25 protein-coding genes and 4 tRNA genes are annotated in these 25,795 nt (G+C 57.1%); 19 read left to right on the forward strand and 10 right to left on the reverse strand.

The window, feature by feature from the left end; genetic code table 11:
* Window positions 1-205: 205 nt before the first annotated feature.
* The gene (norW, locus tag USH94_RS04000) at window positions 206-1,339 is read right to left on the reverse strand and encodes an NADH:flavorubredoxin reductase NorW (protein WP_111965489.1); all 1,134 of its coding nucleotides are present in this window, start codon (window positions 1,337-1,339) and stop codon (window positions 206-208) included.
* Window positions 1,336-2,781 carry an anaerobic nitric oxide reductase flavorubredoxin gene (gene norV, locus USH94_RS04005; protein WP_111965502.1) on the reverse strand — a complete coding sequence of 482 codons (1,446 nt, stop codon included), beginning with the start codon at window positions 2,779-2,781 and terminating at the stop codon, window positions 1,336-1,338. Before norV ends, norW begins: the two co-directional genes overlap by 4 nt.
* 186 nt (window positions 2,782-2,967) lie before the next feature.
* Between norV and norR the strand changes: the two genes are divergently transcribed.
* Window positions 2,968-4,482 (forward strand): nitric oxide reductase transcriptional regulator NorR, encoded by a 1,515-nt coding sequence (norR, locus tag USH94_RS04010; protein ID WP_111965490.1) that lies wholly within the window; start codon window positions 2,968-2,970, stop codon window positions 4,480-4,482.
* Here the strand turns inward: norR and gutQ are convergent.
* The 7 genes from gutQ to srlA all read right to left on the reverse strand — a co-directional run bounded on the left by gutQ (window position 4,479) and on the right by srlA (window position 9,389).
* On the reverse strand, window positions 4,479-5,444 hold the full coding sequence (gene gutQ, locus USH94_RS04015; protein ID WP_111965491.1) for an arabinose-5-phosphate isomerase GutQ: 966 nt from the start codon (window positions 5,442-5,444) through the stop codon (window positions 4,479-4,481). The two genes, norR and gutQ, sit on opposite strands and share 4 nt — an antisense overlap.
* A complete protein-coding gene (srlR, locus tag USH94_RS04020; protein WP_032640855.1) occupies window positions 5,437-6,210 on the reverse strand; it encodes a glucitol operon DNA-binding transcriptional repressor SrlR in 774 nt (257 codons plus the stop codon). The genes gutQ and srlR overlap by 8 nt, the downstream gene beginning before the upstream one ends.
* Before the next feature lie 63 nt (window positions 6,211-6,273).
* On the reverse strand, window positions 6,274-6,633 hold the full coding sequence (gutM, locus tag USH94_RS04025) for a transcriptional regulator GutM (protein WP_111965492.1): 360 nt from the start codon (window positions 6,631-6,633) through the stop codon (window positions 6,274-6,276).
* A gap of 67 nt (window positions 6,634-6,700) precedes the next feature.
* On the reverse strand, window positions 6,701-7,480 hold the full coding sequence (gene srlD / locus USH94_RS04030; protein ID WP_111965493.1) for a sorbitol-6-phosphate dehydrogenase: 780 nt from the start codon (window positions 7,478-7,480) through the stop codon (window positions 6,701-6,703).
* A gap of 14 nt (window positions 7,481-7,494) precedes the next feature.
* Window positions 7,495-7,857, reverse strand: coding sequence for a PTS glucitol/sorbitol transporter subunit IIA (srlB, locus tag USH94_RS04035; protein ID WP_008499554.1), 363 nt, complete (start codon window positions 7,855-7,857; stop codon window positions 7,495-7,497).
* Between the two features lie 12 nt (window positions 7,858-7,869).
* Complete coding sequence (locus USH94_RS04040) at window positions 7,870-8,829, reverse strand: PTS glucitol/sorbitol transporter subunit IIB (protein ID WP_111965494.1); 960 nt, start codon at window positions 8,827-8,829, stop codon at window positions 7,870-7,872.
* The gene (srlA, locus tag USH94_RS04045) at window positions 8,826-9,389 is read right to left on the reverse strand and encodes a PTS glucitol/sorbitol transporter subunit IIC (protein WP_003862164.1); all 564 of its coding nucleotides are present in this window, start codon (window positions 9,387-9,389) and stop codon (window positions 8,826-8,828) included. Before srlA ends, USH94_RS04040 begins: the two co-directional genes overlap by 4 nt.
* Window positions 9,390-9,639: 250 nt before the next feature.
* Here srlA and mltB point away from each other — a divergent pair, with 250 nt between their 5' ends.
* The 18 genes from mltB (at window position 9,640) to USH94_RS04135 (ending at window position 24,062) form a co-directional block, all read left to right on the forward strand.
* Entirely contained in the window at window positions 9,640-10,740 is a 1,101-nt protein-coding gene (gene mltB / locus USH94_RS04050; protein WP_181574043.1) for a lytic murein transglycosylase B, read from the forward strand.
* Between the two features lie 269 nt (window positions 10,741-11,009).
* On the forward strand, window positions 11,010-11,663 hold the full coding sequence (locus USH94_RS04055) for a metal ABC transporter ATP-binding protein (RefSeq protein ID WP_111965496.1): 654 nt from the start codon (window positions 11,010-11,012) through the stop codon (window positions 11,661-11,663).
* Entirely contained in the window at window positions 11,660-12,520 is an 861-nt protein-coding gene (locus USH94_RS04060) for a metal ABC transporter permease (RefSeq protein WP_032660373.1), read from the forward strand. The genes USH94_RS04055 and USH94_RS04060 overlap by 4 nt, the downstream gene beginning before the upstream one ends.
* A 14-nt stretch (window positions 12,521-12,534) precedes the next feature.
* Window positions 12,535-13,413: a metal ABC transporter substrate-binding protein gene (locus USH94_RS04065; protein ID WP_111965497.1), complete on the forward strand. Its 879-nt coding sequence runs from the start codon at window positions 12,535-12,537 to the stop codon at window positions 13,411-13,413.
* A gap of 129 nt (window positions 13,414-13,542) precedes the next feature.
* Window positions 13,543-14,040: a nicotinamide-nucleotide amidase gene (gene pncC / locus USH94_RS04070; protein ID WP_032643004.1), complete on the forward strand. Its 498-nt coding sequence runs from the start codon at window positions 13,543-13,545 to the stop codon at window positions 14,038-14,040.
* Between the two features lie 89 nt (window positions 14,041-14,129).
* On the forward strand, window positions 14,130-15,188 hold the full coding sequence (gene recA / locus USH94_RS04075) for a recombinase RecA (RefSeq protein WP_024907698.1): 1,059 nt from the start codon (window positions 14,130-14,132) through the stop codon (window positions 15,186-15,188).
* A 69-nt stretch (window positions 15,189-15,257) separates the two neighbouring features.
* Entirely contained in the window at window positions 15,258-15,758 is a 501-nt protein-coding gene (gene recX / locus USH94_RS04080) for a recombination regulator RecX (protein WP_111965498.1), read from the forward strand.
* A 131-nt stretch (window positions 15,759-15,889) separates the two neighbouring features.
* Window positions 15,890-18,517 (forward strand): alanine--tRNA ligase, encoded by a 2,628-nt coding sequence (gene alaS, locus USH94_RS04085; RefSeq protein WP_111965499.1) that lies wholly within the window; start codon window positions 15,890-15,892, stop codon window positions 18,515-18,517.
* A 241-nt stretch (window positions 18,518-18,758) separates the two neighbouring features.
* Entirely contained in the window at window positions 18,759-18,944 is a 186-nt protein-coding gene (gene csrA / locus USH94_RS04090; RefSeq protein ID WP_000906486.1) for a carbon storage regulator CsrA, read from the forward strand.
* A gap of 342 nt (window positions 18,945-19,286) precedes the next feature.
* A tRNA-Ser gene (locus USH94_RS04095) sits at window positions 19,287-19,379 on the forward strand.
* Window positions 19,380-19,383: 4 nt separating this feature from the next.
* Window positions 19,384-19,460 (forward strand) — tRNA-Arg (locus tag USH94_RS04100).
* Between the two features lie 64 nt (window positions 19,461-19,524).
* A tRNA-Arg gene (locus tag USH94_RS04105) sits at window positions 19,525-19,601 on the forward strand.
* 160 nt (window positions 19,602-19,761) lie between these two features.
* Window positions 19,762-19,838, forward strand: a tRNA-Arg gene (locus USH94_RS04110).
* 117 nt (window positions 19,839-19,955) lie between these two features.
* On the forward strand, window positions 19,956-20,522 hold the full coding sequence (yqaB, locus tag USH94_RS04115; RefSeq protein WP_032648006.1) for a fructose-1-phosphate/6-phosphogluconate phosphatase: 567 nt from the start codon (window positions 19,956-19,958) through the stop codon (window positions 20,520-20,522).
* Complete coding sequence (locus USH94_RS04120; protein ID WP_048975561.1) at window positions 20,519-20,947, forward strand: YqaA family protein; 429 nt, start codon at window positions 20,519-20,521, stop codon at window positions 20,945-20,947. The genes yqaB and USH94_RS04120 overlap by 4 nt, the downstream gene beginning before the upstream one ends.
* Window positions 20,948-21,030: 83 nt before the next feature.
* A complete protein-coding gene (gene gshA, locus USH94_RS04125) occupies window positions 21,031-22,575 on the forward strand; it encodes a glutamate--cysteine ligase (RefSeq protein ID WP_111965905.1) in 1,545 nt (514 codons plus the stop codon).
* 153 nt (window positions 22,576-22,728) lie between these two features.
* A complete protein-coding gene (gene luxS, locus USH94_RS04130; protein WP_008499539.1) occupies window positions 22,729-23,244 on the forward strand; it encodes an S-ribosylhomocysteine lyase in 516 nt (171 codons plus the stop codon).
* Window positions 23,245-23,297: 53 nt separating this feature from the next.
* The gene (locus tag USH94_RS04135; protein WP_111965904.1) at window positions 23,298-24,062 is read left to right on the forward strand and encodes an AraC family transcriptional regulator; all 765 of its coding nucleotides are present in this window, start codon (window positions 23,298-23,300) and stop codon (window positions 24,060-24,062) included.
* Here USH94_RS04135 and leuA read toward each other — a convergent pair.
* Window positions 24,049-25,704 (reverse strand): 2-isopropylmalate synthase, encoded by a 1,656-nt coding sequence (leuA, locus tag USH94_RS04140; RefSeq protein ID WP_111965903.1) that lies wholly within the window; start codon window positions 25,702-25,704, stop codon window positions 24,049-24,051. The genes USH94_RS04135 and leuA overlap by 14 nt on opposite strands.
* Between the last annotated feature and the right edge of the window lie 91 nt (window positions 25,705-25,795).

Raw genomic sequence — 25,795 nt, forward strand, 5'->3', positions numbered from 1 at the left:
AAGCTTTTCCATATTAAAGTATTTACGAAAATAATAAATAAGGGATTGATAGCGATGATATATCTGCTTTGCATTTATTTTATGAATAGGATTCGTAAAAAAAAGCTCCGGGATATCGGGGCGGTGAATAATAATATCCAAAGGTTAAGTAAGCATGACCCTTTTGCAGGCCGGGTAGGCGAAGCGCCACCCGGCAAAAAGAGGGTTAAGCAGGTAGCAATTTCAGCAGAGCGAAAGCCTCCTTCATCCGATCTTCACTGACCACAAAAGCGCGTAGTTGATCCTCGTTGTCTACGCCATGCGCGACCATTCCCTGCTGTTCGAGGGTTATTTTCCAGCTCAGATCCTGACGCTGCGTTTCACCTGCGAGATGCAGCGGTAATTCCGGCGTTTTTACTTTAATTAGCATGGCGGGTAATTTCAGCGGCGCGCTGCCGCCGAGCAGGTTTTTAGCAAGATACATCGCGCTTAATTGGATTGGCTGTAAAAAGGGAAGTGCCTGACCATTAATTTCAGCGCAGTCTCCTAACGCGTAAATATCAGGTTGCGTGGTTTGCAGATAGCTATTTACCTTCACGCCACGCTGTATTTCGGCGCCTGCGCGATGCGCCAGCGCGGTTTCCGGGCGCAGGCCCGTCGCCGCGATAACCGCATCGACCTCAACGCTGCGGTTGCGGTCGAGCATGGCACGAATGCCGCCTTCGGTTTTACTCAGGCTTTGCAGCTGCGATTTCAACAGCAGATGTACCCCCATGTCGGTCAGGCGATGCTGTAAGCGACTGCTTACTTCTGCGGGCATCAGCGACGACAGAATGCTCGCCGCATGGTCGACCAGAGTCACGGATTTTCCCGCCCGGCAGAAATCCATCGCCAGCTCGGTGCCTATCAGCCCGCCGCCGACAATCATCACGCGCTGCGCGTCGCGAAGCCCCGTTTCGCTGGCCTGATACTCCTGCTGGCTGTTGAGGGTGATTATCAGCTCGCGGCCCTCAATCGGCGGCACAAACGCAGAGGCACCCGTGGCAAGCACCAGCCTGTCGTACTGCCAGGTTTTCTCTGTCGCTTTCACAACGTGAGCGGCGGCGTCGATGTCGGTGACCCAGGTGTACGGGAACAGGCGCAGGTTAAACAGCTCGGCGAACTCCCCCGCCGTCTGGCGGGTGAGATCTTCGGCGCGCTGATTCTGACTAATCACGTGGCTTAAGTCAGGCTTGTTGTACTCGTCCATGCTGTCGGCGGCAATCAACGTCAGCGGCACGCTGGCGTCCTGTTTGCGGATGTTTTTCACCAGCTGACGGGCGGCAAAGCCCGAGCCGATGATGACGATGCCGTGGCTCATTTTGCCTCCGTTGCCAGTTCATCAAAAACGTCTTTCCCGAGGGAACATTCCGGGCAGAGGAAGTTGTCCGGCACGTCACTCCACGGCGTACCCGGCGCAACGTCCTGCAGCGGCTCGCCCAGCTCAGGGTCGTAGATCCACTGGCAGACGCTGCACTGCATGCGCGGGCCGAGGTCGGCGGCAGCCGCAGCGGCGCAGGCACAGGTGCCCTGCTGTTCGACCGGTTTCGCTGCTTGCGGAAGCGGTGCAAGCGCCCACTGCCGCGCAATGTCGCGGCCGTGCTGGCGGCAGATCTCCAGGGCGTCGATATCCGGTCGCCATTTGGCTTTAAGGCTGAGGGACATCTCAAAACCGGCATCCTGTAAACGGGTGGAAAGGCGGTCTACCGCGCCGCCGCTCCAGCCGTGGGAGCCAAAGGCGCTGGCGCGCTTGTTACGGAAGCGCAGGCCGGTCATCTCTTCCACCAGACCGGCAATTTTCGGCATCATTACGTTGTTCATGGTGGAGGTGCCCACCAGCACGCCCTTAGAGCGGAACACGTTGGTCAATACCTCGTTCTTATCGCTGCGCGCCACGTTGAAGATTTTCACCGCCACGTTCGGGTCCACTTCGTTGATGCCCTGGGCAATGGCGTCCGCCATCATGCGGGTGTTGTTGGACATGGTGTCGTAGAAAATCGTAATGCGGTCTTCCTGATAGTCCGCCGCCCATTTCAGGTACAGCTCCACAATCTGGGTGGGATTTTCACGCCACACCACGCCGTGAGAGGTAGCAATCATCTCCACCGGCAGATTAAAGCCGAGGATCTCGGTGATTTTAGGCGTCACCAGGCGGCTGAACGGGGTAAGGATGTTGGCGTAGTACCGCTGGCACTGTTCGAACAGTTCGGTCTGATCCACTTCGTCATTAAACAGGCGTTCGTCGCAGTAGTGCTGGCCGAAGGCATCGTTGCTGAACAGCACCGCGTCGCCGGTCATGTAGGTCATCATGCTGTCCGGCCAGTGCAGCATCGGCGTTTCCACGAAGATCAGCTGCTTGCCGTTGCCGATATCCAGCGCGTCGCCGGTTTTCACGGTGTGGAAATTCCACTCCGGATGGTGGTGGTGGCCGTTGATCGAGTCGATGGCGTTGGTGGTGCAGTAGATCGGCGTGTTCGGGATGTAAGACATCAGCTCGGTCAGCGCGCCGGCGTGATCTTCTTCCGCGTGGTTGATGATGATGTAGTCGATGGCGTCCAGGTCGATTTCGCTGCGCAGGTTCTGCACGAACTCGCGGCTGAACTTGTGATCGACGGTATCGATCAGCACGTTTTTTTCTTCGCGGATGAGATAGCTATTGTAGCTGCTGCCGCGCAGCGTTTTGTATTCCGTCCCGTGGAAATCGCGCACTTCCCAGTCACGTTGACCCACCCAATGAATGTTATTTTTAACCAGAATAGACATAGCAACCTCTACGTAATACAGCATATTCAAATAAGATGATTTGCTTATATCAAGTTGCGTGCCAGTTTTTAATTATTTGATTTTAATGAATTAATGTTGCCGTGCCTCGTAGTGGGTAGTCATTATGACTATCAAAAGAAGTGTCAATATGACAACATGCATTGTCAAAATGACAGCGAGGTCACTATGAGCTTTTCCGTAGACGTGCTGGCGAAGATCGCCATTGAGCTGCAGACCGGTATCGGCCATCAGGACCGCTTTCAGCGGCTGATCTCCACGCTGCGCCACGTGCTTGAGTGCGATGCGTCCGCACTGCTGCGCTACGAGGGGCGGCAGTTTATTCCGCTGGCTATCGACGGGCTGGCGAAGGACGTGCTCGGACGGCGTTTTACCCTTGAGGGCCATCCGCGTCTGGAAACTATCGCCCGCGCGGGTGACGTGGTGCGCTTTCCGGCGGACAGCGATCTGCCCGACCCGTACGATGGGCTTATTCCCGGCCAGGAGAGCCTGAAGGTGCACGCCTGTATCGGCCTGCCTTTATTTGCCGGACAAAATCTGATTGGCGCGTTGACCCTCGACGGCCTTTCGCCGGACCAGTTCGATGCCTTTAGCGACGAAGAGCTGCGCCTGATTGCCGCCCTGGCCGCCGGGGCGCTTAACAACGCGCTGCTGATTGAACAGCTTGAGAGCCAGAATATCCTTCCCGGCAGCCCGGCGGCGTTTGAGCAGGTCACGCATACGGAGATGATTGGCCTCTCTCCGGGCATGGCGCAGCTCAAAAAAGAGATTGAGATCGTTGCCGCTTCCGATTTGAACGTGCTGATCTTCGGGGAGACCGGCACTGGCAAGGAGCTGGTGGCGAAGTCCATTCACGAAGCGTCGCCGCGCGCGGTGAACCCGCTGGTGTACCTCAACTGCGCCGCGCTGCCGGAAAGCGTGGCGGAAAGCGAGCTGTTTGGTCACGTTAAAGGGGCGTTTACCGGGGCCATCAGCAACCGCAGCGGCAAGTTCGAAATGGCCGATAACGGCACGCTGTTTCTGGACGAAATCGGCGAGCTCTCCCTGTCGCTGCAGGCCAAGCTGCTGCGCGTGCTGCAGTACGGCGACATCCAGCGCGTGGGGGATGACCGCAGCCACAGAGTGGACGTTCGCGTGCTGGCGGCCACCAACCGTGACCTGCGTGAAGCGGTGCTGGCCGGGCAGTTCCGCGCCGACCTGTTCCATCGCCTGAGCGTGTTCCCGCTTACCGTGCCGCCGCTGCGCGAGCGCGGGGACGACGTGGTGCTGCTGGCGGGCTTTTTCTGCGAGCAGTGCCGTCTCAGGATGGGGCTTTCCCGCGTGGTGCTGAGCCCGGGTGCGAGGTCGCATCTGCTAAGCTACGGCTGGCCGGGCAACGTGCGCGAGCTGGAGCATGCGATTCACCGCGCGGTGGTGCTGGCGAGGGCGACGCGTTCGGGAGATGAGGTGGTAATTCATGCGCGGCATTTTGCACTGCATGAGGAAACTGCCCCGACCGTGAAGGCTGCCGCACCTGAGAGCGCAAACGAGAATCTGCGCGAGGCTACGGAAGAATTCCAGCGTCGGATGATTACCCGCGCGCTGGAGCAGAATAACCGCAGCTGGGCGGCGTGCGCGCGGGCGCTGGAGATGGACGTCGCCAACCTGCACCGGCTGGCGAAGCGTCTGGGACTGAAGGGTTAGATAATGCCGGCCTGATAGAAATCCTGAAGGTTGATGGCGCCGCACAGCCTGCCGGTGTCATCCACCACCGGTGCGGCGGTGATTTTGCGCTTCATCAGCACCTCTTTGGCTTCAATGGCGCGGCTCTCGGCGTTCAGCGTCAGCCCCCCTTTGGTCATGGCGTCCGACACTTGGGTTTCCAGCCTGCCGCCGCCCACCAGCCAGCGGCGCAGGTCGCCGTCGGTGAATACGCCTTTGACGTACCCGTCGTCATCGCACACCGCCACCAGCCCCAGACCGGTGCGGCTGAGCTCCAGCATCGCGTCCATGACGCTGGTATTGAGTTTGACCTGCGGAATAGCATCGTCGGTGCGCATCAGGTGGTGAACCTTGTTGAGCAGGCGTGCCCCGAGCGCACCTGCCGGATGCGAGCGAGCGAAATCTTCTTCGTTAAAGCCGCGCGCCTGCATCACCGCCATTGCCAGCGCGTCGCCCATCATCAGGGTATTCACGGTGCTGGAGGTCGGAGCGAGGTGCATCGGACAGGCTTCACGCTCAACGGAAATATCCAGCGTCGCTTTGGCGGCCAGCGCTAGCGGCGAGCGGGATTTCCCGGTCATCGCCAGCAGGGCGACGGATTTTTCCTGCAGGCGCGGAATAATGAGATCCAGCTCTTTGGCCGAACCGGAGTAGGAGATAAACAGCATCACGTCGCGGCTTTCTATCATCCCCAGATCGCCGTGCAGCGCCTCTGCCGGATGCACGAAGAAGGCCGGGGTGCCGGTGCTGGCGAGCGTCGCGGCAATCTTTTTGCCGATATGGCCGGATTTACCGATGCCCGCCACGATCACTTTGCCTTCGCAGTGGATAATGGTGTTGGCGGCGCGGACAAAATCCTCGCCCAGACGTTCCGGCAGGCGGCTGGCTTCCTGCAGCTCCAGCATCAGCGTCTGGCGGCCCGTTTCTAACAGAAAATCACTCATCTCTCTCTCCGGTTACGATCACGTCGATTCCTTTCTCTTCCAGCGCTTTTTTGAACGCCGGGTCGATACCCGCGTCGGTAATCAGCTTATCGACGCTTTCAAGGCTACAGACAATGTTGGGGCTTTTGCGGCCAAACTTCGACGAGTCCGCCATCAGAATCACTTCCCGCGCGGCGTTGCACATGGCTTTACTGACGCTGAATACCTCGTTGAACGTCGTAACGCCCGCATTCAGGTCGATGCCGTCGGTGCCCATGAACAGTTTATCAAAGCTGAAGTGGTCGAAGGCGTTCTCCGCCAGCTGTCCGTGAAATGAGGCGGATTTTTTGCGGAAGGTGCCGCCGGGCATCAGGATGGTCTGCTCGCTGTCGAACTCCGACAGGGCGTTGACGATGTGCAGGCTGTTGGTCATCACCGTGATGTTATTAAAGCGGCTGAGCAGCGGGATCATCTGCAGGACGGTACTGCCGGCATCCAGAATGATGGAGTCGCCATCGTGGATAAATTTTACGGCGGCTTCGGCAATCAGCGCTTTCTGGTGGGTATTGATCAGCGTTTTGTGGTCGATAGGCGGGTCGGCTTCGTCTTTATTGAGCACCACGCCGCCGTAGGTTCGAATGACGGCGCCAGAGTTTTCGAGCAATACAAGATCCTTGCGTATCGTCGTGCCGGTGGTGTCAAAGTAGTGGGCCAGATCTTCTACCGAACATTTTCCCTGCTTTTGCAGATGCTCGAGAATGGCCGCCTGCCGCTGACGAGGTTTCATAGGCGCTTCGTTCCTTAGGTTGCGAAATGATAATTTCGCAAGTCTATATCTTTCACAACGAAATTATCCATGTTTCAGATTAAGCGCTAATGATAGTGCATTCTGACAGAGTGGATCATGGGGAAAGATCACATCAGGCTGCAATTCCTGCAGCGAAATGCCGTTGATTGCCTGGATTTTCACCGGACGGGCAAAGACGGTCATGCCGCGCATGATGAGGGAATCGCAGACGTTATTGTTTTCATCCAGCGCAATAGCCACGACGACTCGCGGTTTAAAGCGTCCGCCGGAACGCCCGACGCCCACGCGGCCTTTCTGGCACAGTGCATCAAACGCGCGGTTAAACTGGTAAATTTGCCAGCCGCCGAACGCCATCTGGCAGAGCCAGGCGAGGGCGGCGACGGTGATGAGTGCGGTGACCATATCGGCTCCTTATTGTGTACCCTCTCCCGGCGGGAGAGGGTTAGGGTGAGGGCATCAGGCCGCTCGATCAGAACATTACCTGCCCGCCGGTGACGTTAATCGACTGCCCGGTGCAGTACGAGGCTTTCGGGCTGGCGTAAAACAGCAGCATGTTCAGCACGTCCTGATAATCGCACCCGCGCTTCAGCGGCACTTTATCGATGTAGTACTGCTCCACTTCCTCAGCCTTGATGCCGAGCTTGGTGGCATACTGCGGCAGCAGGGACTGGAACATCGGCGATTTCAGCAGGTTGCCCAGCATCAGCGAGTGCACGGTAATGCCGTACTCGGCCAGATCCAGCGCCAGAGACTGCGTTAGCCCCACGCCGCCAAACTTTGCCGCGCTGTAGCCGGAGTTGTGCTTGCTGCCCACTTTTCCTGATTTGGAGTTGATCTGAATAATGCGTCCCTGAATGCCGTCGCGGATCATCAGACGGGAAAACTCACGGGCACAGAGGAAATAGCCCACCAGATTGACCTGCAGCGAGCGGTCAAAATCCCCCAGTTCGAAATCGCTGATAAAGGCCGCTTTCGCAATTCCCGCACTGTAGACCAGCAGATCGGTACGCCCAAAAATCTCGTCCACGCCGCGGGCCAGCGCCATCACGCTCTGCTCGCTGGTGGCGTCGGCGCCAAACCCGTACGCCATTCCTTCGCCAAACCCGGTGTTAATGGTGTCCGCCACGCGGGCGGCTTTTTCACTCTGAATATCCACTACCGCCACGCGGTAGCCCTCTGCGGCAAGCCCACGGCAGAGGAACTCGCCTAAGGTTTGTCCTCCACCAATGACAACGGCAACCTGACTCATGTCTATCTCCTTAATTACGCAACAAATTTTAACGTGCAGCCTGGGGTGACAGCCTGCGGAACCGGGCCCGCCACGTGAACCGTACCGGGATACTCGGCCTGCGGCTGGCCGTCGAAACGCAGGGTGATGTGGCCCAGCTCGCGCAGGTTTTGTTCGGCCACGTCGCCGACGGCGGTCACGGCATAGCGCGCCTCGCCCAGCTCAAGCTGGCTACCGGCCTTCAGCTCACCGTTCAGTTCGCCGTGGCAGTGGATAAAACAAAACTCTTCGATATCCGCAGGCGCCCCTTCGCGAAAGGTGATCAGCATCTGGTCGCTCAGCGCGTCGGCCGCGCTCTGGCCGATGCGGGTAATGGTGGTTTGGTAAATCACGGTCATTGCAGGAACCTCTTATTGATAAATAAAGCCGGAAACAAACCAGGCAATCAGCACCGTCGGGGCGCCCGTCAGGAAGCGGCTCACCAGCACGGACGGCACGCCCACGCGCACGGTGTCCTGGCGCGCTTCGGCCAGCGACAGCCCAACGGGGATGAAGTCGCACGCCGCCTGGGCGTTAATGGCAAACAGGGCAGGCAGGGCGAGGTGCGGGGGAATGTTCCCCAGACCAATCTGCACGCCAATCAGCACGCCGATGACCTGAGCGATCACCGCGCCCGGGCCGAGGAACGGCGACAGCAGCGGGAAGGAGCAGATCAGCGCCAGCGTCACCAGCCCGAGCGGGTGGCTGGCGAGCGGGGCGAGGCCGTGGGCAATCCAGTCGCCCAGGCCGGAGGCCATGATGATGCCGATCAGCGCCGAGACGAACGCCATAAACGGCAGAATGGTTTTCAGCACCGTGTCGATGGTGTCGCGCCCGGACTGGAAAAGCACCGCCACGGCGGAACCCATGCCCATCCCGACCTTCGCCAGCAGGCCGTCGCTCTGCTCGGTGATCTTCTTGCTGGTGTCGTACTCGCGCGGGGCCGCTTTTTGCGGCGCGGCAGTGCCATTCACCAGAGTAATGTTGTCCTCCTTTACGCCCGAGACATAAATGTCTTCGAGGATGTACTGCGCCAGCGGGCCGGATTTTCCGGTGGAGTGAATATTTACCGTCGGAATACGGCGCTTCGGATAGATACCGCAGCGCAGCGTGCCGCCGCAGTCGATCACCGCCACGCCAATTTCCGCTTCCGGCGGCTCGCCTTCTTTGAAGCCGTCGACCGCTTCCCAGCCGGTCAGCTCGCGCAGCCTGTCGACGATCGCCGGGCGGGTACCCGCGGTGATGTAAACAATCTTTTTGCCTTCGGTGGCGTCGAACTCCAGCGGGCCACCCCAGCCGCCCGTGCCTTTGTCAATGCGGATCCGGTTCATGCTGTGGCTCCTGAAAGATGGACCTTCTGTTCAAGCTGGATGCCCATTTTTTTCTCGAAAATAGCGGTGGTGAGGTCGGTCACCCAGCCGCGGAAGAAGTTGGTCACCAGACCGACCAGCAGGTAGCTCACCGCCAGCGGGCCGAGCGGCAGGCCAAGCGTAGTAAGGCCGCTGGCGATCCCGAGATAAACGAACAGCTCGCCGGGGTTGATGTGCGGGAACAGGCCGTTCATCGAATGGCAGCTGTAGGAGGCGGCGGCGTAGTAGCTCGGCTTGTACTTTTCCGGCATGAAGCGGCCGAGGCTTAAGGTCATCGGGTTGCAGAACACGAAGGTGCCGATAAAGGGTAGTATCAGGTAGCGGGACAGTGGGTTTCCGGCGCAGCGCTGGGCGAAGCGTTCAATGCGCTGCTGGCCGATAAAGTTGATCAGCGCGTTCATGATCACCAGCAGGCTGATCAGCAGGGGCAGGATCCCGGTCACCATGCCAGTGAACACTTCTCCGCCTTTTTGAAATAGCCCGATGAACCACTCGGCGCCGTGGGTGATGGTTTCTATCATTCTTCTCTCCTGTGAGGCTTTTTTTTTTGTCTGGCTGGGCTAATAATAATCACTTTGAAAGGTTTTAAAGTGTTAGTTAGATCTCACAATGAAAGAAAAATGGATTATTTTGAAAGTTTATTGGTGGAGCTAATGATTTTCGATGGAAAAAAGCGCGGATTTGCGTAGGGAAGGTGCGTACCGCTTCCTTGAGGTGTTGCGGATGCTTTACCATACTGGGTTCTTATCGAACCCGTTAAATGGATGTCTCATGTTCAAGCGTCGTTATGCAGCGCTGTTGCCTGCGCTTATTCTGCTGTCTGCCTGTAGTAGCAAACCTAAGACCGAAGCCGTTCAGCAAACGGCGGGCGCGCCTTCCGGAGGATTCCTGCTGGAGCCGCAGCACAATATGATGCAGATGGGCGGCGACTTCGCGAATAACCCGGCGGCCGAGCAGTTCATCGATAAAATGGTGAGCAAGCACGGCTTTGACAGACAGCAGCTGCACGAAATTTTGTCTCAGGCCAAGCGTCTGGACTACGTGCTGCGCCTGATGGACAGACAGGCGCCGACGGCCCAGGTGCCGAGCGGGCCAAACGGGGCGTGGCTGCGCTATCGCAAACAGTTCATTACCCCGGACAACGTGCAAAACGGCGTGGCGTTCTGGAATCAGTATGAAGATGCGCTTAACCGCGCGTGGCAGGTGTACGGCGTGCCGCCTGAAATCATCGTCGGGATTATCGGCGTGGAAACCCGCTGGGGCCGCGTGATGGGGAAAACCCGCATTCTGGATGCGCTGGCGACGCTCTCCTTTAACTATCCGCGCCGCGCGGAGTATTTCTCTTCCGAGCTGGAAACCTTCCTGCTGATGGCGCGCAACGAGCAGGACGATCCGCTCGATCTGAAAGGGTCGTTTGCCGGCGCGATGGGCTACGGCCAGTTTATGCCGTCGTCCTATAAACAGTATGCCGTCGACTTTAACGGAGATGGCCATATCAACCTGTGGGATCCGGTGGATGCCATCGGCAGCGTGGCGAACTACTTTAAAGCGCACGGCTGGGTGCCGGGCGGGCAAGTTGCGGTGCAGGCGAACGGCGAGGCGTTTGGGCTGGAAAACGGCTTTAAAACCAAATACAGCGTTGCACAGCTGACGGCGGCAGGCTTAACGCCAACCCAGCCGCTGGGCAATGTCGATCAGGTGAGTCTGCTGCGTCTGGATGTCGGGACGGGCTATCAGTACTGGTACGGCATGCCGAACTTCTACACCATTACCCGCTATAACCACAGCACCCACTATGCTATGGCCGTATGGCAGCTCGGGCTGGCGGTATCTCAGGCCCGCGTACCGGCGGCGTCACCGTTTAGTCAGTAAGTCACCTTATTCCCCCTCTCCCTTTGGGAGAGGGTTAGGGTGAGTGCACCCGCGCGCACCTATTTCCCGCAGAAACATTTCGCCACACTCCTTCTGCAAACCCGCCATTTACATCTTAACTACCTTTGATTATTGTTATGTTATAACGTTTAATATGGTGTCGAGATGTCAACGTCCCTTTTCTCTCTGTCTGCTCCGGTTCGGCTTTTGCTGGCGCTGGTGCTGGTTGTCTTTATTGGGCTGGCCGTGCGCTGGGCGGTGGCATTGCCATGATTGTGATGAATGAACTGGTCGCGGGTTATGAACGCCAGCCCATTACGCGGCCCCTTTCGGGCACGATTGAGCGCGGAAGCATGATCGCCATTATCGGCGCTAACGGCTGCGGGAAATCCACGCTGCTGAAAACGCTGGCGGGGTTTATTCCTCCCGTCAGCGGCGGCTTTCGCTGGCAGGGGAAGCGTCCGGTAATCGGATGGCTGGCACAGCGCCACGCGCTGGAGGCGCAGTTTCCGCTGAGCGTACAGGACGTGGTAAGCATGGGCTGCTGGCCGGGCATTTCGCTGTTTTCCGGGTTTCGTCGCGAAGCGCGGCTGCGCCTTGCCAGCGCTCTTGAGCGCGTCGGGCTGGAAACTATGGCGTTATCCACCATCGATGAGCTCTCCGGCGGGCAGTTCCAGCGCATGCTGTTTGCCCGCGTCCTGGTACAGCAAGCGCCGCTGGTGATGCTGGATGAGCCCTTTACCGGCGTCGATGAAGCCACCTGCAACGTGCTGATGGACGTGATGCTGGAGATGTATATGCAGGGGCAAACGCTGCTCGCGGTACTGCACGACAGCGAGCGCGTGTCGCGCCATTTCCCGCAAACGCTGCGGCTGGATGCTGACGTGCCCCAGTGGAAAACCGAGCGGGTGAGGGTGGCATGATCTGGCATCTCTTTTTTCAGCCGTTTATTGAGTACGGCTTTATGCGTCGCGCGCTGGTGGTTTGCCTTGCGCTCTCGGTCAGCACTACCGCGCTCGGCGTGTTTCTTCAGCTGCGTCGGATGAGCCTGATGGGCGACGCTCTTTCTCACGCCATTTTGCCGGGCGTTGCCGTGGGGTATTTACTCAGCGGCATGTCGCTGCTGGCGATGAGTATTGGCGGTTTTATCGCGGGCATTACCGTGGCGCTGCTGGCCGGTCTGGTCAGCCGACGTACGCCGCTTAAGGAAGATGCCAGCTTCGCGGGGTTTTACCTTGGCTCACTGGCGCTGGGCGTCACGCTGGTGTCGCTGCGCGGGTCGAATGTCGATCTGCTGCATCTGCTGTTTGGCTCCATCCTCGCCGTGGACAACGACGCCGCGCTGTTTGTTACGGGCGTGTGTATGTTCACCCTTATCACGCTGGCGCTGTTCTATCGCGGGCTGGTCACAGAAGCGTTTGATACCGCCTGGCTACAGGTGAACGCCCGCTGGCTGCCCGGCCTGCTGCACGGACTGTTTCTGGCGCTGCTGGTTCTTAACCTGGTGGCTGGTTTTCAGGTGCTCGGCACGCTGATGGCCGTCGGGCTGATGATGCTGCCAGCCGTGGCGGCCCGCTGCTGGGTGCGCACGCTGCCTGCGTTACTCCTGATGGCGGGCATCAGCGGTATTTTCTGCGCATGGCTGGGGCTGAGCCTCTCCTGGGCAATGAGTTTGCCTGCCGGGCCATCCATCGTGCTCACCGCCAGCGCGCTGTTCTTTATTTCCATTTTACTGGGCACGCGAAGCAGGCTCGCTGGCAGCCTGCGCGCGCTTTTTTAACGCAAGGGGAAACGATGAAACGAACAGGATTAGTAGTGGCGCTCGCGCTGGGGATGATGTCGCACGGCGTGATGGCGAAAACGCTGAATGTGGTCACCAGCTTTTCGATACTGGGGGATATCACGCAGGAGGTGGGCGGTGACCATGTGAACGTGACGACGCTGGTGGGGCCGGACGGCGATCCGCATACCTTTGAACCGTCGCCGAAAGACAGCGCGGCGCTGAGCAAGGCCGATGTGGTGGTGGTGAACGGCCTGGGGCTGGAGGGCTGGCTCGATCGGCTGGTGAAGGCCTCCGGGTTCAAAGGACAGCTGGTCGTCGCCTCAGCCGGGGTGAAAACTCACACGCTTGAGGAAGATGGAAAGACCGTGACCGATCCGCACGCGTGGAACAGCGCGGCGAACGGGGCGCTGTATGCACAAAATATTCTGAACGGGCTGGTGAAAGCCGATCCGCAGGACAAAGCCGCGCTGGAAGCCTCCGGTAAACCGTATATCGCGCAGCTTAACCAGCTGGATAGCTGGGCCAAAACGCGCTTTAGCCAGATCCCGCAGGCGAAGCGTAACGTGTTGACCAGCCATGACGCATTCGGCTATTTCAGCCGCGCCTACGGCGTGACGTTTATGGCGCCTCAGGGACTGTCGTCCGAGAGCGAGGCCAGCGCGTCGCAGGTTGCTGAGATTATCAATCAGATCAAAGCCGACGGCGTCAAAACCTGGTTTATGGAGAATCAGCTCGATCCGCGTCTGGTGAAGCAGATAGCGTCGGCGACGGGCGCACAGCCGGGGGGCGAACTGTATCCGGAAGCGCTGTCGGCAAAAGGCGGGGTGGCAGACACCTACGTTAAGGCATTTCGCCACAATGTGAACACCCTCGCCGACAGCATGAAATAACATTTCCACGGCCGGTGCGCCCGCATCGGCTTTTTTCTGAAGCTCCCTCGTAAAACCTGAAGTGCATCCCCACATCTGACGAGAAAGTGCTATCTTGTGCAGCACGTTTTTCTGATGCCTGGAGCGAGAATGACTGACCATGAATTGATGCAGCTTAGCGAGATTGTTGGCCTTGCGCTGAAGCAGCGTGGCGCGACAATCACCACCGCGGAATCCTGCACCGGCGGCTGGGTGGCGAAAGCGATTACCGATATTGCCGGCAGTTCCGCCTGGTTTGAACGCGGATTTGTGACCTACAGTAACGAAGCTAAAGCACAGATGATTGGCGTGCGCGAATCCACGCTTGAACAGCATGGCGCGGTCAGCGAACCGGTGGTGATCGAGATGGCCATTGGTGCGCTCAAAGAGGCGCGCGCAGATTACGCAATTTCCATTAGCGGCATTGCGGGCCCGGACGGCGGCAGCGACGTGAAGCCTGTCGGCACAGTCTGGTTTGGGTTTGCTACTTCTAAAGGCGAAGGCATCACCCGCCGGGAGTGCTTCAGCGGCGATCGCGAAAGCGTGCGTCGTCAGGCAACGGAATATGCGTTAAAAACGCTCTGGCAACAATTTCTACAAAACACTTGATACTGTATGACCATACAGTATAATTGCACCAACAGAACAGAAATCCACGGTGAAGCACAGTCGCTTCTCCCGGCATGACAGGAGTAATAATGGCTATCGACGAAAACAAACAGAAAGCGTTGGCGGCAGCACTGGGCCAGATCGAAAAGCAATTCGGTAAAGGCTCCATCATGCGCCTGGGTGAAGACCGTTCCATGGATGTGGAAACCATCTCCACCGGTTCGCTTTCTCTGGATATCGCGCTGGGCGCTGGCGGCCTGCCTATGGGCCGTATCGTAGAAATCTACGGGCCAGAGTCCTCTGGTAAAACCACCCTGACGCTGCAGGTCATTGCCGCGGCACAGCGCGAAGGTAAAACCTGTGCGTTTATCGATGCCGAGCACGCGCTGGACCCTGTGTATGCCCGTAAGCTGGGCGTCGATATCGACAACCTGCTGTGTTCTCAGCCGGATACCGGTGAGCAGGCACTGGAAATTTGTGACGCGCTGGCGCGTTCTGGTGCTGTTGACGTTATCGTGGTCGACTCCGTTGCTGCACTGACGCCAAAAGCCGAAATCGAAGGCGAAATCGGCGACTCTCATATGGGCCTTGCGGCTCGTATGATGAGCCAGGCGATGCGTAAGCTGGCGGGTAACCTGAAGCAGTCCAACACGCTGCTGATCTTCATCAACCAGATCCGTATGAAAATTGGCGTGATGTTCGGTAACCCGGAAACCACGACCGGGGGGAACGCCCTGAAATTCTACGCCTCTGTCCGTCTGGATATCCGCCGTATCGGCGCGGTGAAAGAGGGGGAGAACGTCGTCGGTAGCGAAACCCGCGTCAAGGTTGTGAAGAACAAAATCGCAGCGCCGTTCAAGCAGGCTGAGTTCCAGATCCTCTACGGCGAAGGTATTAACTTCTTCGGTGAGCTGGTTGACCTGGGCGTGAAAGAGAAGCTGATTGAAAAAGCGGGCGCCTGGTACAGCTACAACGGTGACAAGATTGGTCAGGGTAAAGCGAATGCCATCTCCTGGCTGAAAGAGAACCCGGCTGCGGCGAAAGAGATCGAGAAGAAAGTGCGTGAGCTTCTGCTGAACAACCAGGACTCCACACCTGATTTCGCGGTTGATAGCGCGGATGCTGAAGAAACTAACGAAGACTTTTAATTCTCTCGTTTAACAATGAAGGGCTGCTGATGCGGCCCTTTTTGCATTTCTGAATCAGCAGGTTTTTTTATGAGTGAACCGACAACACGTCGACCCGCGTATGCACGCCTACTGGATCGCGCGGTGCGCATCCTGGCCGTCCGTGACCACAGTGAACAAGAGCTGCGGCGAAAACTGTCGGCGCCGGTGATGAGTAAAAACGGCCCGGAAGAGATTGATGCCGCCGCGGAAGATTATGACCGCGTCATCGCCTGGTGCTATGAGCATCGCTATCTTGATGACGAGCGTTTTGCCTCGCGGTTTCTCGCCAGCCGTGGCCGTAAAGGATACGGGCCCGCGCGCATCCGGCAGGAGCTAAACCAGAAAGGGGTAGCCAGGGAGTCCATCGAAAAAGCGATGCGCGAATGCGATATTGACTGGTGCGAACTGGCAAGAGAACAGGCGATTCGCAAGTACGGCGAGCCGCTGCCGCGTGAATTTTCAGAAAAAGTCAAAATCCAGCGCTTTTTGCTCTACCGCGGCTTTCTGATGGAAGATATTCAGGATATCTGGCGTAATTTTGCCGATTGAACGCATGCGGGATTTTACTTCCCACTAAAGAAAACTTATCTTATTCCCACTTTTTCCAGTAGCTGGTCTGTCCAACGGTTTACCGATACAGGCTGGCTACGACATTTCGTTAGCTTGATTTCAGGATAATTATGAGCAAGAGCACCGCTGAGATCCGTCAGGCGTTTCTCGATTTTTTCCATAGTAAGGGACACCAGGTTGTTGCCAGCAGCTCCCTGGTACCGAACAACGATCCGACTCTGCTGTTTACCAACGCCGGGATGAACCAGTTCAAGGATGTGTTCCTTGGTCTCGACAAGCGTAATTATTCCCGCGCCACAACCTCACAGCGTTGCGTGCGTGCGGGCGGTAAACACAACGACCTGGAAAACGTCGGTTACACCGCGCGTCACCACACCTTCTTCGAAATGCTGGGTAACTTCAGCTTCGGCGACTACTTCAAACACGATGCCATTCAATATGCGTGGGAACTGCTGACCGGTGAAAACTGGTTCAACCTGCCGAAAGAGCGTCTGTGGGTTACCGTCTATGAAACCGATGACGAAGCCTACGAAATCTGGGAAAAAGAAGTCGGGATCCCGCGCGAGCGTATTATTCGCATCGGCGATAACAAAGGCGCGCCTTACGCGTCCGACAACTTCTGGCAGATGGGTGACACCGGTCCTTGCGGTCCGTGCACCGAGATCTTCTACGATCACGGCGACCACATCTGGGGCGGCCCTCCGGGAAGCCCGGAAGAAGACGGCGATCGCTACATTGAGATCTGGAACATCGTCTTCATGCAGTTCAACCGTCAGGCCGACGGTACGATGGAGCCGCTGCCGAAGCCTTCCGTTGATACCGGTATGGGGCTGGAGCGTATTGCCGCGGTTCTGCAGCACGTTAACTCCAACTATGAGATTGACCTGTTCAGCACCCTGATCAAAGCCGTTGCCGAAGTCACCGGCGCGACCGATCTGAACAACAAATCGCTGCGCGTTATCGCGGACCACATTCGTTCCTGCGCGTTCCTGATTGCAGACGGCGTTATCCCGTCGAATGAAAACCGTGGCTACGTGCTGCGTCGTATCATTCGTCGTGCTATTCGTCACGGCAACATGCTGGGCGCGAAGGACACCTTCTTCTACAAACTCGTTGGGCCACTGATCGGCGTGATGGGTTCAGCCGGTGACGAGCTGAAACGCCAGCAGGCGCAGGTTGAGCAGGTTCTGAAAACCGAAGAAGAGCAGTTTGCCCGTACTCTGGAGCGCGGTTTGGCGCTGCTGGACGAAGAGCTGGCGAAACTCAAGGGCGACACGCTGGATGGCGAAACAGCTTTCCGCCTGTACGATACCTATGGCTTCCCGGTTGACCTGACGGCGGACGTTTGCCGCGAGCGCAACATCAAAGTTGACGAAGCGGGCTTCGAAGCCGCGATGGAAGAGCAGCGCCGTCGTGCGCGTGAGTCCAGCGGTTTCGGTGCAGACTACAACGCGATGATCCGCGTTGATAGCGCGTCTGAATTCAAAGGTTATGAGGCGCTGGAACTGACCGGCAAAGTGACCGCCCTGTTTGTTGACGGCAAAGCCGTGGACAGCATCAGCGCGGGCCAGGAAGCCGTAGTCATTCTGGACAAAACGCCGTTCTACGCCGAATCCGGCGGCCAGGTTGGCGATAAGGGCGAACTGAAGGGCAATGGCTTTAGCTTCAGCGTCAGCGACACCCAAAAATACGGTCAGGCGATTGGTCACCAGGGCAAACTGGTTTCCGGTTCTCTGAAAGTGGGCGAGGGCGTCCAGGCTAACGTTGATGAAGCTCGCCGCGCGCGCATTCGTCTGAACCACTCGGCAACCCACCTGATGCACGCTGCCCTGCGCGATGTACTCGGTACCCACGTTGCACAGAAAGGTTCTCTGGTTAACGACAAAGTGCTGCGCTTCGACTTCTCTCATTTTGAAGCGATGAAGCCGTCTGAAATCCGTGCGGTGGAAGATCTGGTGAACGCGCAGATCCGTCGTAACCTGCCAATCGAGACTCATATCATGGATCTCGAGGACGCGAAGAAAAAAGGTGCGATGGCGCTGTTTGGCGAGAAATACGACGAACGTGTTCGCGTGCTGAGCATGGGCGACTTCTCTACCGAGCTGTGCGGCGGTACACACGCCTCGCGCACCGGTGACATCGGCCTGTTCCGTATTGTTTCCGAGTCGGGTACGGCGGCAGGCGTGCGTCGTATTGAAGCGGTGACCGGTGAAGGTGCGATTGCCAGCCTGCATGCGCAGAGCGATCAACTGCACGATATCGCGCAGCTGCTGAAAGGCGATAGCCAGAACCTGGGCGAGAAAGTGCGCGTTGCGCTGGATCGCACGCGTCAGCTGGAAAAAGAGCTGCAGCAGCTGAAAGAGCAGGCTGCGGCGCAGGAGAGTGCAAACCTCTCCAGCAAGGCTGTAGACATTAAGGGCGTCAAACTGCTGGTCAGCGATCTGGCGGGCGTTGAGCCTAAGATGCTGCGTACTATGGTCGACGATCTCAAGAACCAGCTTGGTTCTACCGTTATCGTGCTGGCGACAGTGGCAGAAGGTAAGGTTTCTCTGATTGCGGGCGTATCTAAGGATGTGACCGACCGCGTAAAAGCAGGGGAACTGATTGGTATGGTCGCTCAGCAGGTGGGCGGCAAGGGTGGCGGTCGTCCGGACATGGCGCAAGCCGGTGGTACGGATGCGGCGGCACTCCCTGCAGCATTGGCCAGCGTTGAAAGCTGGGTAAGCGCGAAACTGTAATAACTACAAAGCACAAGCAGACGCCATAGCGGTAACGTTATGGCGTCTTGTTCACTGTGCTATCGATAACGATAAAGTCAGGTTGAGTTTGTGTATATCGGCTAAACTTACGTTTAACAGAATGTGATGCCGTGACTGCTTACACTTTACGTGTTTGTCATCGCTTACTTTTTGGCGTTATATGATGGATAATGCCGGGATACAAGAGACCCGACTCTTTTAATCTTTCAAGGAGCAAAGAATGCTGATTCTGACTCGTCGAGTTGGTGAGACCCTCATGATTGGGGATGAGGTCACCGTGACAGTTTTAGGGGTAAAGGGTAACCAGGTACGTATTGGTGTTAACGCTCCTAAAGAAGTATCTGTCCACCGTGAAGAGATCTACCAGCGTATCCAGGCTGAAAAATCCCAGCAGTCCAGTTACTGATATTGTCGCGTCTCGCTGTCGGGCGAGACGCAACCCTCCTGTCATTTTTCCTGCTCAAAGTTACCGTTTAATTTCAATCGCTCTCTTTTTAACCGCTCCATAACCCTTAACTCGTCCTATCTCCGCCTTTTCTGCATAGGTTTTCTGTGAAGAAGCCTGCAAAATCCGCTTATAAAACACCCTCTTTGCGGCTTTTACATGCGAATTGCGTGTGATTTGTGCAAACGATAAAAGCTTTTGGAAAATTGTTTGACTTATAAGTCCCAGAAAGTAATATATGCGCCACGCAGCGACGAGAAGCTCTTAACGAGTTGCTCGAAGCACTCGAAAGAGGCGTTGTGTGGTGAGGTGGCCGAGAGGCTGAAGGCGCTCCCCTGCTAAGGGAGTATGCGGTCAAAAGCTGCATCCGGGGTTCGAATCCCCGCCTCACCGCCATTTTGCATCCGTAGCTCAGCTGGATAGAGTACTCGGCTACGAACCGAGCGGTCGGAGGTTCGAATCCTCCCGGATGCACCATCTATTACTTCATATTGCTTTAGAAGTGATATGAATATCGAGCAGTACAGTAGTAAATCCCGATGCATCCGTAGCTCAGCTGGATAGAGTACTCGGCTACGAACCGAGCGGTCGGAGGTTCGAATCCTCCCGGATGCACCATATTCTCCGAGATAATAGCCACGCTGTTGTTTCAAGGTCTGCGGGTTAATCGCAAGCACCAGGGAGGATAACGTTGCTTTAGCAACGGCCCAAAGGGCGAGGCGCAGCCGAGTAATCCTCCCGGATGCACCATTTACTGTTTCTGAAAGCATTTCCCGATGCATCCGTAGCTCAGCTGGATAGAGTACTCGGCTACGAACCGAGCGGTCGGAGGTTCGAATCCTCCCGGATGCACCATCTTCTCCTTCTTTGTTTATTCCTTCGACGTTCCGTCAGCAATCACACTCTCAGTCAGCGACAAAAACCACCATTTACGATAAAGTAATGCTTTGTTAATCGTTTAGCGAGAGCACGATGTACGCACAGTATGACGGTTTGATCTTCGATATGGATGGCACTCTCCTGGATACCGAACCCACGCATCGTCAAGCCTGGACAGACGTCCTGGGCCGCTACGGTATGCGTTTCGATCTTCAGGCGATGATTGCCCTCAACGGATCTCCCACCTGGCGTATTGCACAGGCCGTGATTGAACTGAATCAGGCCGATCTCGACCCGCACCTGCTCGCGCGCGAAAAAACCGATGCAGTAAAAGCCATGCTTTTAGATACCGTACGCCCTCTGCCGCTGATTGATGTGGTAAAAGAGTGGCACGGGCGTCGCCCGATGTCGGTAGGAACAGGCAGCGAAAGTGCGATTGCAGAAGCTTTGCTCAATCATCTTGGCCTGCGCCACTATTTTTCTGCCGTGGTCGCCGCCGATCATGTTAAACATCACAAGCCCGCACCGGACACCTTCCTGCTTTGCGCAGAGTTAATGGGCGTCCCGGCGGCAAAATGCGTCGTGTTTGAAGATGCCGATTTCGGCATCCAGGCCGCGCGTGATGCCGGAATGGATGCGGTGGATGTACGCTTACTGTGAGTGACGTGCTGTCACTTGCCTCATTATTCGCCAGCAGTTTTTTAAGCGCCACGCTGTTACCGGGAAATTCGGAAGTGGTGCTGGTGGCGATGCTGTTGTCCGGCGTGAGTCAGCCCTGGCTGCTTGTATTAATAGCAACAATGGGTAATAGCCTTGGAGGGCTGACTAACGTTATTCTTGGGCGTTTCTTTCCGCTGCGTGAAAAATCGCGCTGGCAGGAAAAGGCAGTCGGCTGGCTAAAACGCTATGGCGCTGCCACGCTGTTATTAAGCTGGATGCCTGTAATAGGCGATTTACTGTGTCTGCTGGCGGGATGGATGCGCATCTCCTGGGGACCGGTGCTCTTTTTTTTGTGCCTTGGCAAGGCGTTGCGCTATGTTCTCGTGGCGTGGGCAACACTACAGGGTATGACGTGGTGGCACTAATTGGTGGAATGAATACGCGACCTTCAATCGTCAACCATTACAATTATGCTGAGTAACATTACTTTGACAGGCGGGAGGTCAATTTGATCCCGGACGTATCTCAGGCGCTGGCCTGGCTGGAAAACCACCCTCAGGCATTGAAGGGTATTCAGCGTGGTCTTGAGCGTGAAACGCTGCGCGTTAACGCAGACGGCAGTTTAGCGACGACGGGTCACCCGAAGGCGTTAGGCTCGGCGCTGACACATAAATGGATCACAACCGATTTCGCTGAAGCGCTGCTGGAGTTCATCACCCCAGTAGAGGGTGATATTGATCATATGCTGACGATCATGCGCGATATCCATCGTTATACCGCGCGCAACCTGGGCGACGAACGTATGTGGCCCCTCAGCATGCCGTGCTATATCGAGCAGGGCCAGGAGATTGAGCTGGCGCAGTACGGCACGTCAAATATCGGCCGGCTGAAAACGCTCTATCGTGAAGGGCTGAAAAACCGCTACGGCGCGTTGATGCAGACGATCTCGGGTGTGCATTACAACTTCTCGCTGCCAATTGCATTCTGGCAGGCGAAATGCGGTGAAACGGATAAAGACGCGATCTCGGAGGGCTATTTCCGCCTCATCCGCAACTATTACCGTTTCGGCTGGGTGATCCCGTATCTGTTTGGTGCCTCCCCGGCGATCTGTTCTTCGTTCCTGCAGGGGAAACCGACCACGCTGCCGTTCGAGAAGACCGAGTGCGGAATGTACTATCTTCCGTACGCCACCTCTCTGCGGCTGAGCGATCTCGGTTATACCAATAAATCGCAAAGCAATCTCGGTATTACGTTTAACGAATTGCACGAATATGTGGCAGGATTGAAGCGGGCGATCAAAACCCCGTCGGAAGAGTACGAGAAAATCGGCCTCGAAAAAGACGGCAAGCGACTGCAAATCAACAGCAATGTGCTGCAGATTGAAAACGAGCTGTATGCGCCTATTCGTCCTAAGCGCGTAACGCGCAGCGGTGAAACCCCGTCGGATGCGCTGCAGCGCGGCGGGATCGAATACATTGAAGTGCGTTCGCTGGATATCAACCCGTTCTCACCGATTGGCGTTGATGAACAGCAGATTCGCTTCCTGGATCTGTTTATGGTCTGGTGCGTGCTGGCGGATGCGCCGGAAATGAGTTCAGACGAACTGCTCTGTACCCGTACAAACTGGAACCGCGTGATTCTGGAAGGGCGTAAGCCGGGTCTGACGCTGGGTATCGGCTGCGAAACGGCACAGTTCCCGCTGACGAAAGTCGGCAAAGATCTGTTCCGCGATCTGAAGCGAGTTGCCCGGACGATGGACAGCATCGACGGTGGCGACGCATATCAACAGATTTGCGACCAGCTGGTAGCGTGCTTTGATAACCCGGAACTGACATTCTCAGCGCGTATTCTGCGTTCTATGATTGATCAGGGCATTGGTGGTACGGGTCGCTCACTTTCGGCGGAGTACCGTGAAATGCTGATACAGGAGCCGTTAGAAATCCTGAGCGAATCAGATTTTGTCGCGGAACGCGAAGCGTCCGTGGTGCGTCAGAAAGAGGTTGAAGCGGCGGATACCGAGTCGTTTGAGGCGTTTCTGGCGAAGCAGGCTTAAGCAGAAAAGAAAAAGGCCACATCGCTGTGGCCAAAATATACATCTCTGAATTCAGGGATGATGATAACAAATGCGCGTCTTTCATATACTCAGACGCGCATTCTGTAGAAGAGTTCAGTTTATTTTAAAAAAAATCACTGTCGGAGGTGACGTATGCCGTTATTAGATAGCTTTACTGTCGACCATACCCGTATGGAAGCACCTGCAGTCCGCGTGGCGAAGACCATGCACACCCCGCACGGCGACACGATCACCGTTTTCGATCTGCGTTTCTGCGTGCCAAATAAAGAAGTGATGCCGGAGAAAGGTATTCACACTCTGGAGCACTTATTCGCCGGTTTTATGCGTGACCACCTGAACGGCAACGGCGTTGAGATCATCGATATCTCTCCGATGGGCTGCCGTACCGGTTTCTACATGAGCCTGATTGGTCAGCCTGAAGAGAAACGTGTGGCAGATGCCTGGAAAGCGGCGATGGAAGACGTGCTGAAGGTGAAAGAGCAAAACCAGATCCCTGAGCTGAACGTTTACCAGTGCGGTACTTACCAGATGCACTCTCTGGAAGAAGCGCAGGAAATCGCGCGCCACATCATCGAGCGTGATGTTCGCGTGAACAGTAACGAAGAGCTGGCCCTGCCAAAAGAAAAGCTGCAGGAACTGCACATCTAGTGCACCTTTTCCCTCTCCCTCAGGGAGAGGGTAGGGTGAGGGTTGTTTAACCCATGACCACAACTTCGACTTTTTCCTTTATCCATCGTCCCCTCGTTCCGTTTGCACATGATTACATTCATGGTGACAGCGAGCCGTGGCATGAGCACGACTGCGCGCAGCTGTTGCACACCCTGAGCGGCGTGGTTCGGGTGGATACCGCATCTGGCTGTTGGATTGTGCCTCCCGGTCGCGGCGTCTGGCTGCCGGCGGGGACCCGCCACTCGCTCCGCATAACCGGTAACGTGGCGGCGCGAACGCTGTTTGTCGATCCGCTGGCGCGGGCCGATCTTCCGGCCACCTGCCAGATCGTGCAGATCACATCGCTGCTGCGCGAACTGATCCTCGTCTGCCTTGCTTTACCTGAATCGTACTCACCCGGAAGCCGGGATGAGCGCGTCTATGAGCTGATTCTCGATGAAATCCGCACTATGCCGGTGCTGCCGTTTCACCTGCCGGAGCCGGAAAGCGAGGCGCTACGTCGCCTGTGTCTGCAAATCCGGCAAAACCCGGGGGAAAGCTGGAGCAGCGCGCAGGCCGCGAGCATGATGAACGTGAGTGAGCGCACCCTGAACCGCCATTTTCAGCAGCAGACGGGATTGAGCTACGGCGAGTGGCTGAGAAGGGCGCGCCTGCTGGAAGCCTTAGTGCGGCTGGCGCAGGGCCAGCCGGTATTGCGCGTGGCGCTGGATCTAGGTTACGGCAGCCACAGCGCCTTTACGGCGATGTTTCGCCGGGTGATGGGCGTCTCCCCCAGCGATTACTTTAAGAACGATTGACGGCATTAAACAGCGCCTGAAGCGACGCGCGCGCCACGTCGCTGTCAATGCCTACGCCCCAGCGGCTGCTGCCGTCCTGGAACAGGCAGCGGATGTAGGCCACCGACCGGCTGTCGCTACGTTCGCCTAACGTATGCTCGTGATAATCCTTAATCACGAACGGGGCGTTGACCCAGCGGCTCAGGCCGTGAGCAGCGGCGGAGAGCAGACCGTTACCGTGACCCTCCAGCTGGCGCGTTCCTCCCTGTGTGGCGACGCTGGCCGTCAGACGCAGCTGGCCGTCCTGCTGGCTGTCGCTGCGGTAGGATTGCAGCGCATAATTCGGCGATGCTACCAGGCCGTAGCGGGCGCGGAACAGCTGCCAAAGTGCATTATGCGTCATCTCTTGTCCGTGGCGATCGGTTTCCTGCTGCACGTGCTGGCTGAAATCATGCTGCAGGGCGCGAGGTAATTTCAGGCCATGATTCTGTTCGATGAGCCATGCGCTGCCGCTTTTTCCTGACTGGCTGTTTACGCGGATCACCGCTTCGTAGGTGCAGCCGATGTCCTGGGGATCGACGGGAAGGTAAGGCATCTCCCAGCGATCGCCCGGCCTGCGGGCATCAAAGCCTTTTTTGATCGCGTCCTGGTGCGAGCCGGAGAAGGCGGTATAGGCCAGCCGTCCCGCCCACGGATGGCGCGGGTGCACCGGCAGCTGGTTGCAGGTTTCCACCACTTCCACCACCCGGTTCATATCGCTAAAGTCCAGATTCGGGCTAACCCCCTGGCTGTAGAGGTTCATTGCCAGCGTCACCAGGCAGACGTTGCCCGTTCGTTCCCCGTTACCAAACAGACAGCCCTCCACGCGGTCAGCCCCCGCCATTACGGCCAGCTCCGCGCAGGCGACGCCGGTACCGCGGTCGTTATGCGGATGCACGCTGATGCAGACGTCGCGGCGGCGGCTAAAGTGGCGACAGAAATACTCGATCTGGTCGGCATAGACGTTCGGCGTGCTCACTTCGACGGTGGCGGGTAAGTTGATCACCATAGGCCGTTCGTCGCACGGCTGCCAGATCTCCGCCACCGCTTCACAAATCTCCAGCGCAAACTCCGGCTCGGTAAAGCAGAAGGTTTCCGGAGAGTATTCATACTGCCAGCGGGTGTCGGGATTTTCCTCACACAGCTGGCGAATAAGCCGCGTCGCGCGCGTCGCCAGCTCAACGATTTGCGCTTTCTCCATGCCGAAGACCAGGCGGCGGAACAGCGGAGCGGTGGCGTTATACAGATGCACGGTGGCCTGCTTTGCACCGCGCAGGGATTCAAAAGTGCGATGGATGAGATCTTCCCGCGCCTGGGTTAATACCTGAATCGTAACGTCATCCGGGATGCGGTTCTCTTCAATCAGCTGGCGAACGAAGTTGAAATCCGTCTGCGAGGCGGAAGGAAAAGCCACCTCAATTTCTTTGAATCCGCAGCCCAGCAGCAAATCCCAGAACTGCAGCTTACGGGTGCTGTCCATCGGCTCGGCAAGGGCCTGGTTGCCGTCGCGCAGGTCGGTTGAGAGCCAGCGAGGCGCGCGGGTGATGCGTTGCTCTGGCCAGCGGCGGTCGGGCAGGGAAAGGGTCGGATAGGGTTGGTACTTGTCGGCGGGTGTGTTCAGCATGATGCGCTCCTGTTGTCTTTTCACTATCGTGAATTGATTACAGGAGCGCTGCTTTATCGAAACTGACAATCGCTGTCGCGTTCTGGACAAC

It is taken from the genome of Enterobacter sp. 148H3, from assembly GCF_034107425.1.
Lineage (GTDB): Bacteria > Pseudomonadota > Gammaproteobacteria > Enterobacterales > Enterobacteriaceae > Enterobacter > Enterobacter vonholyi.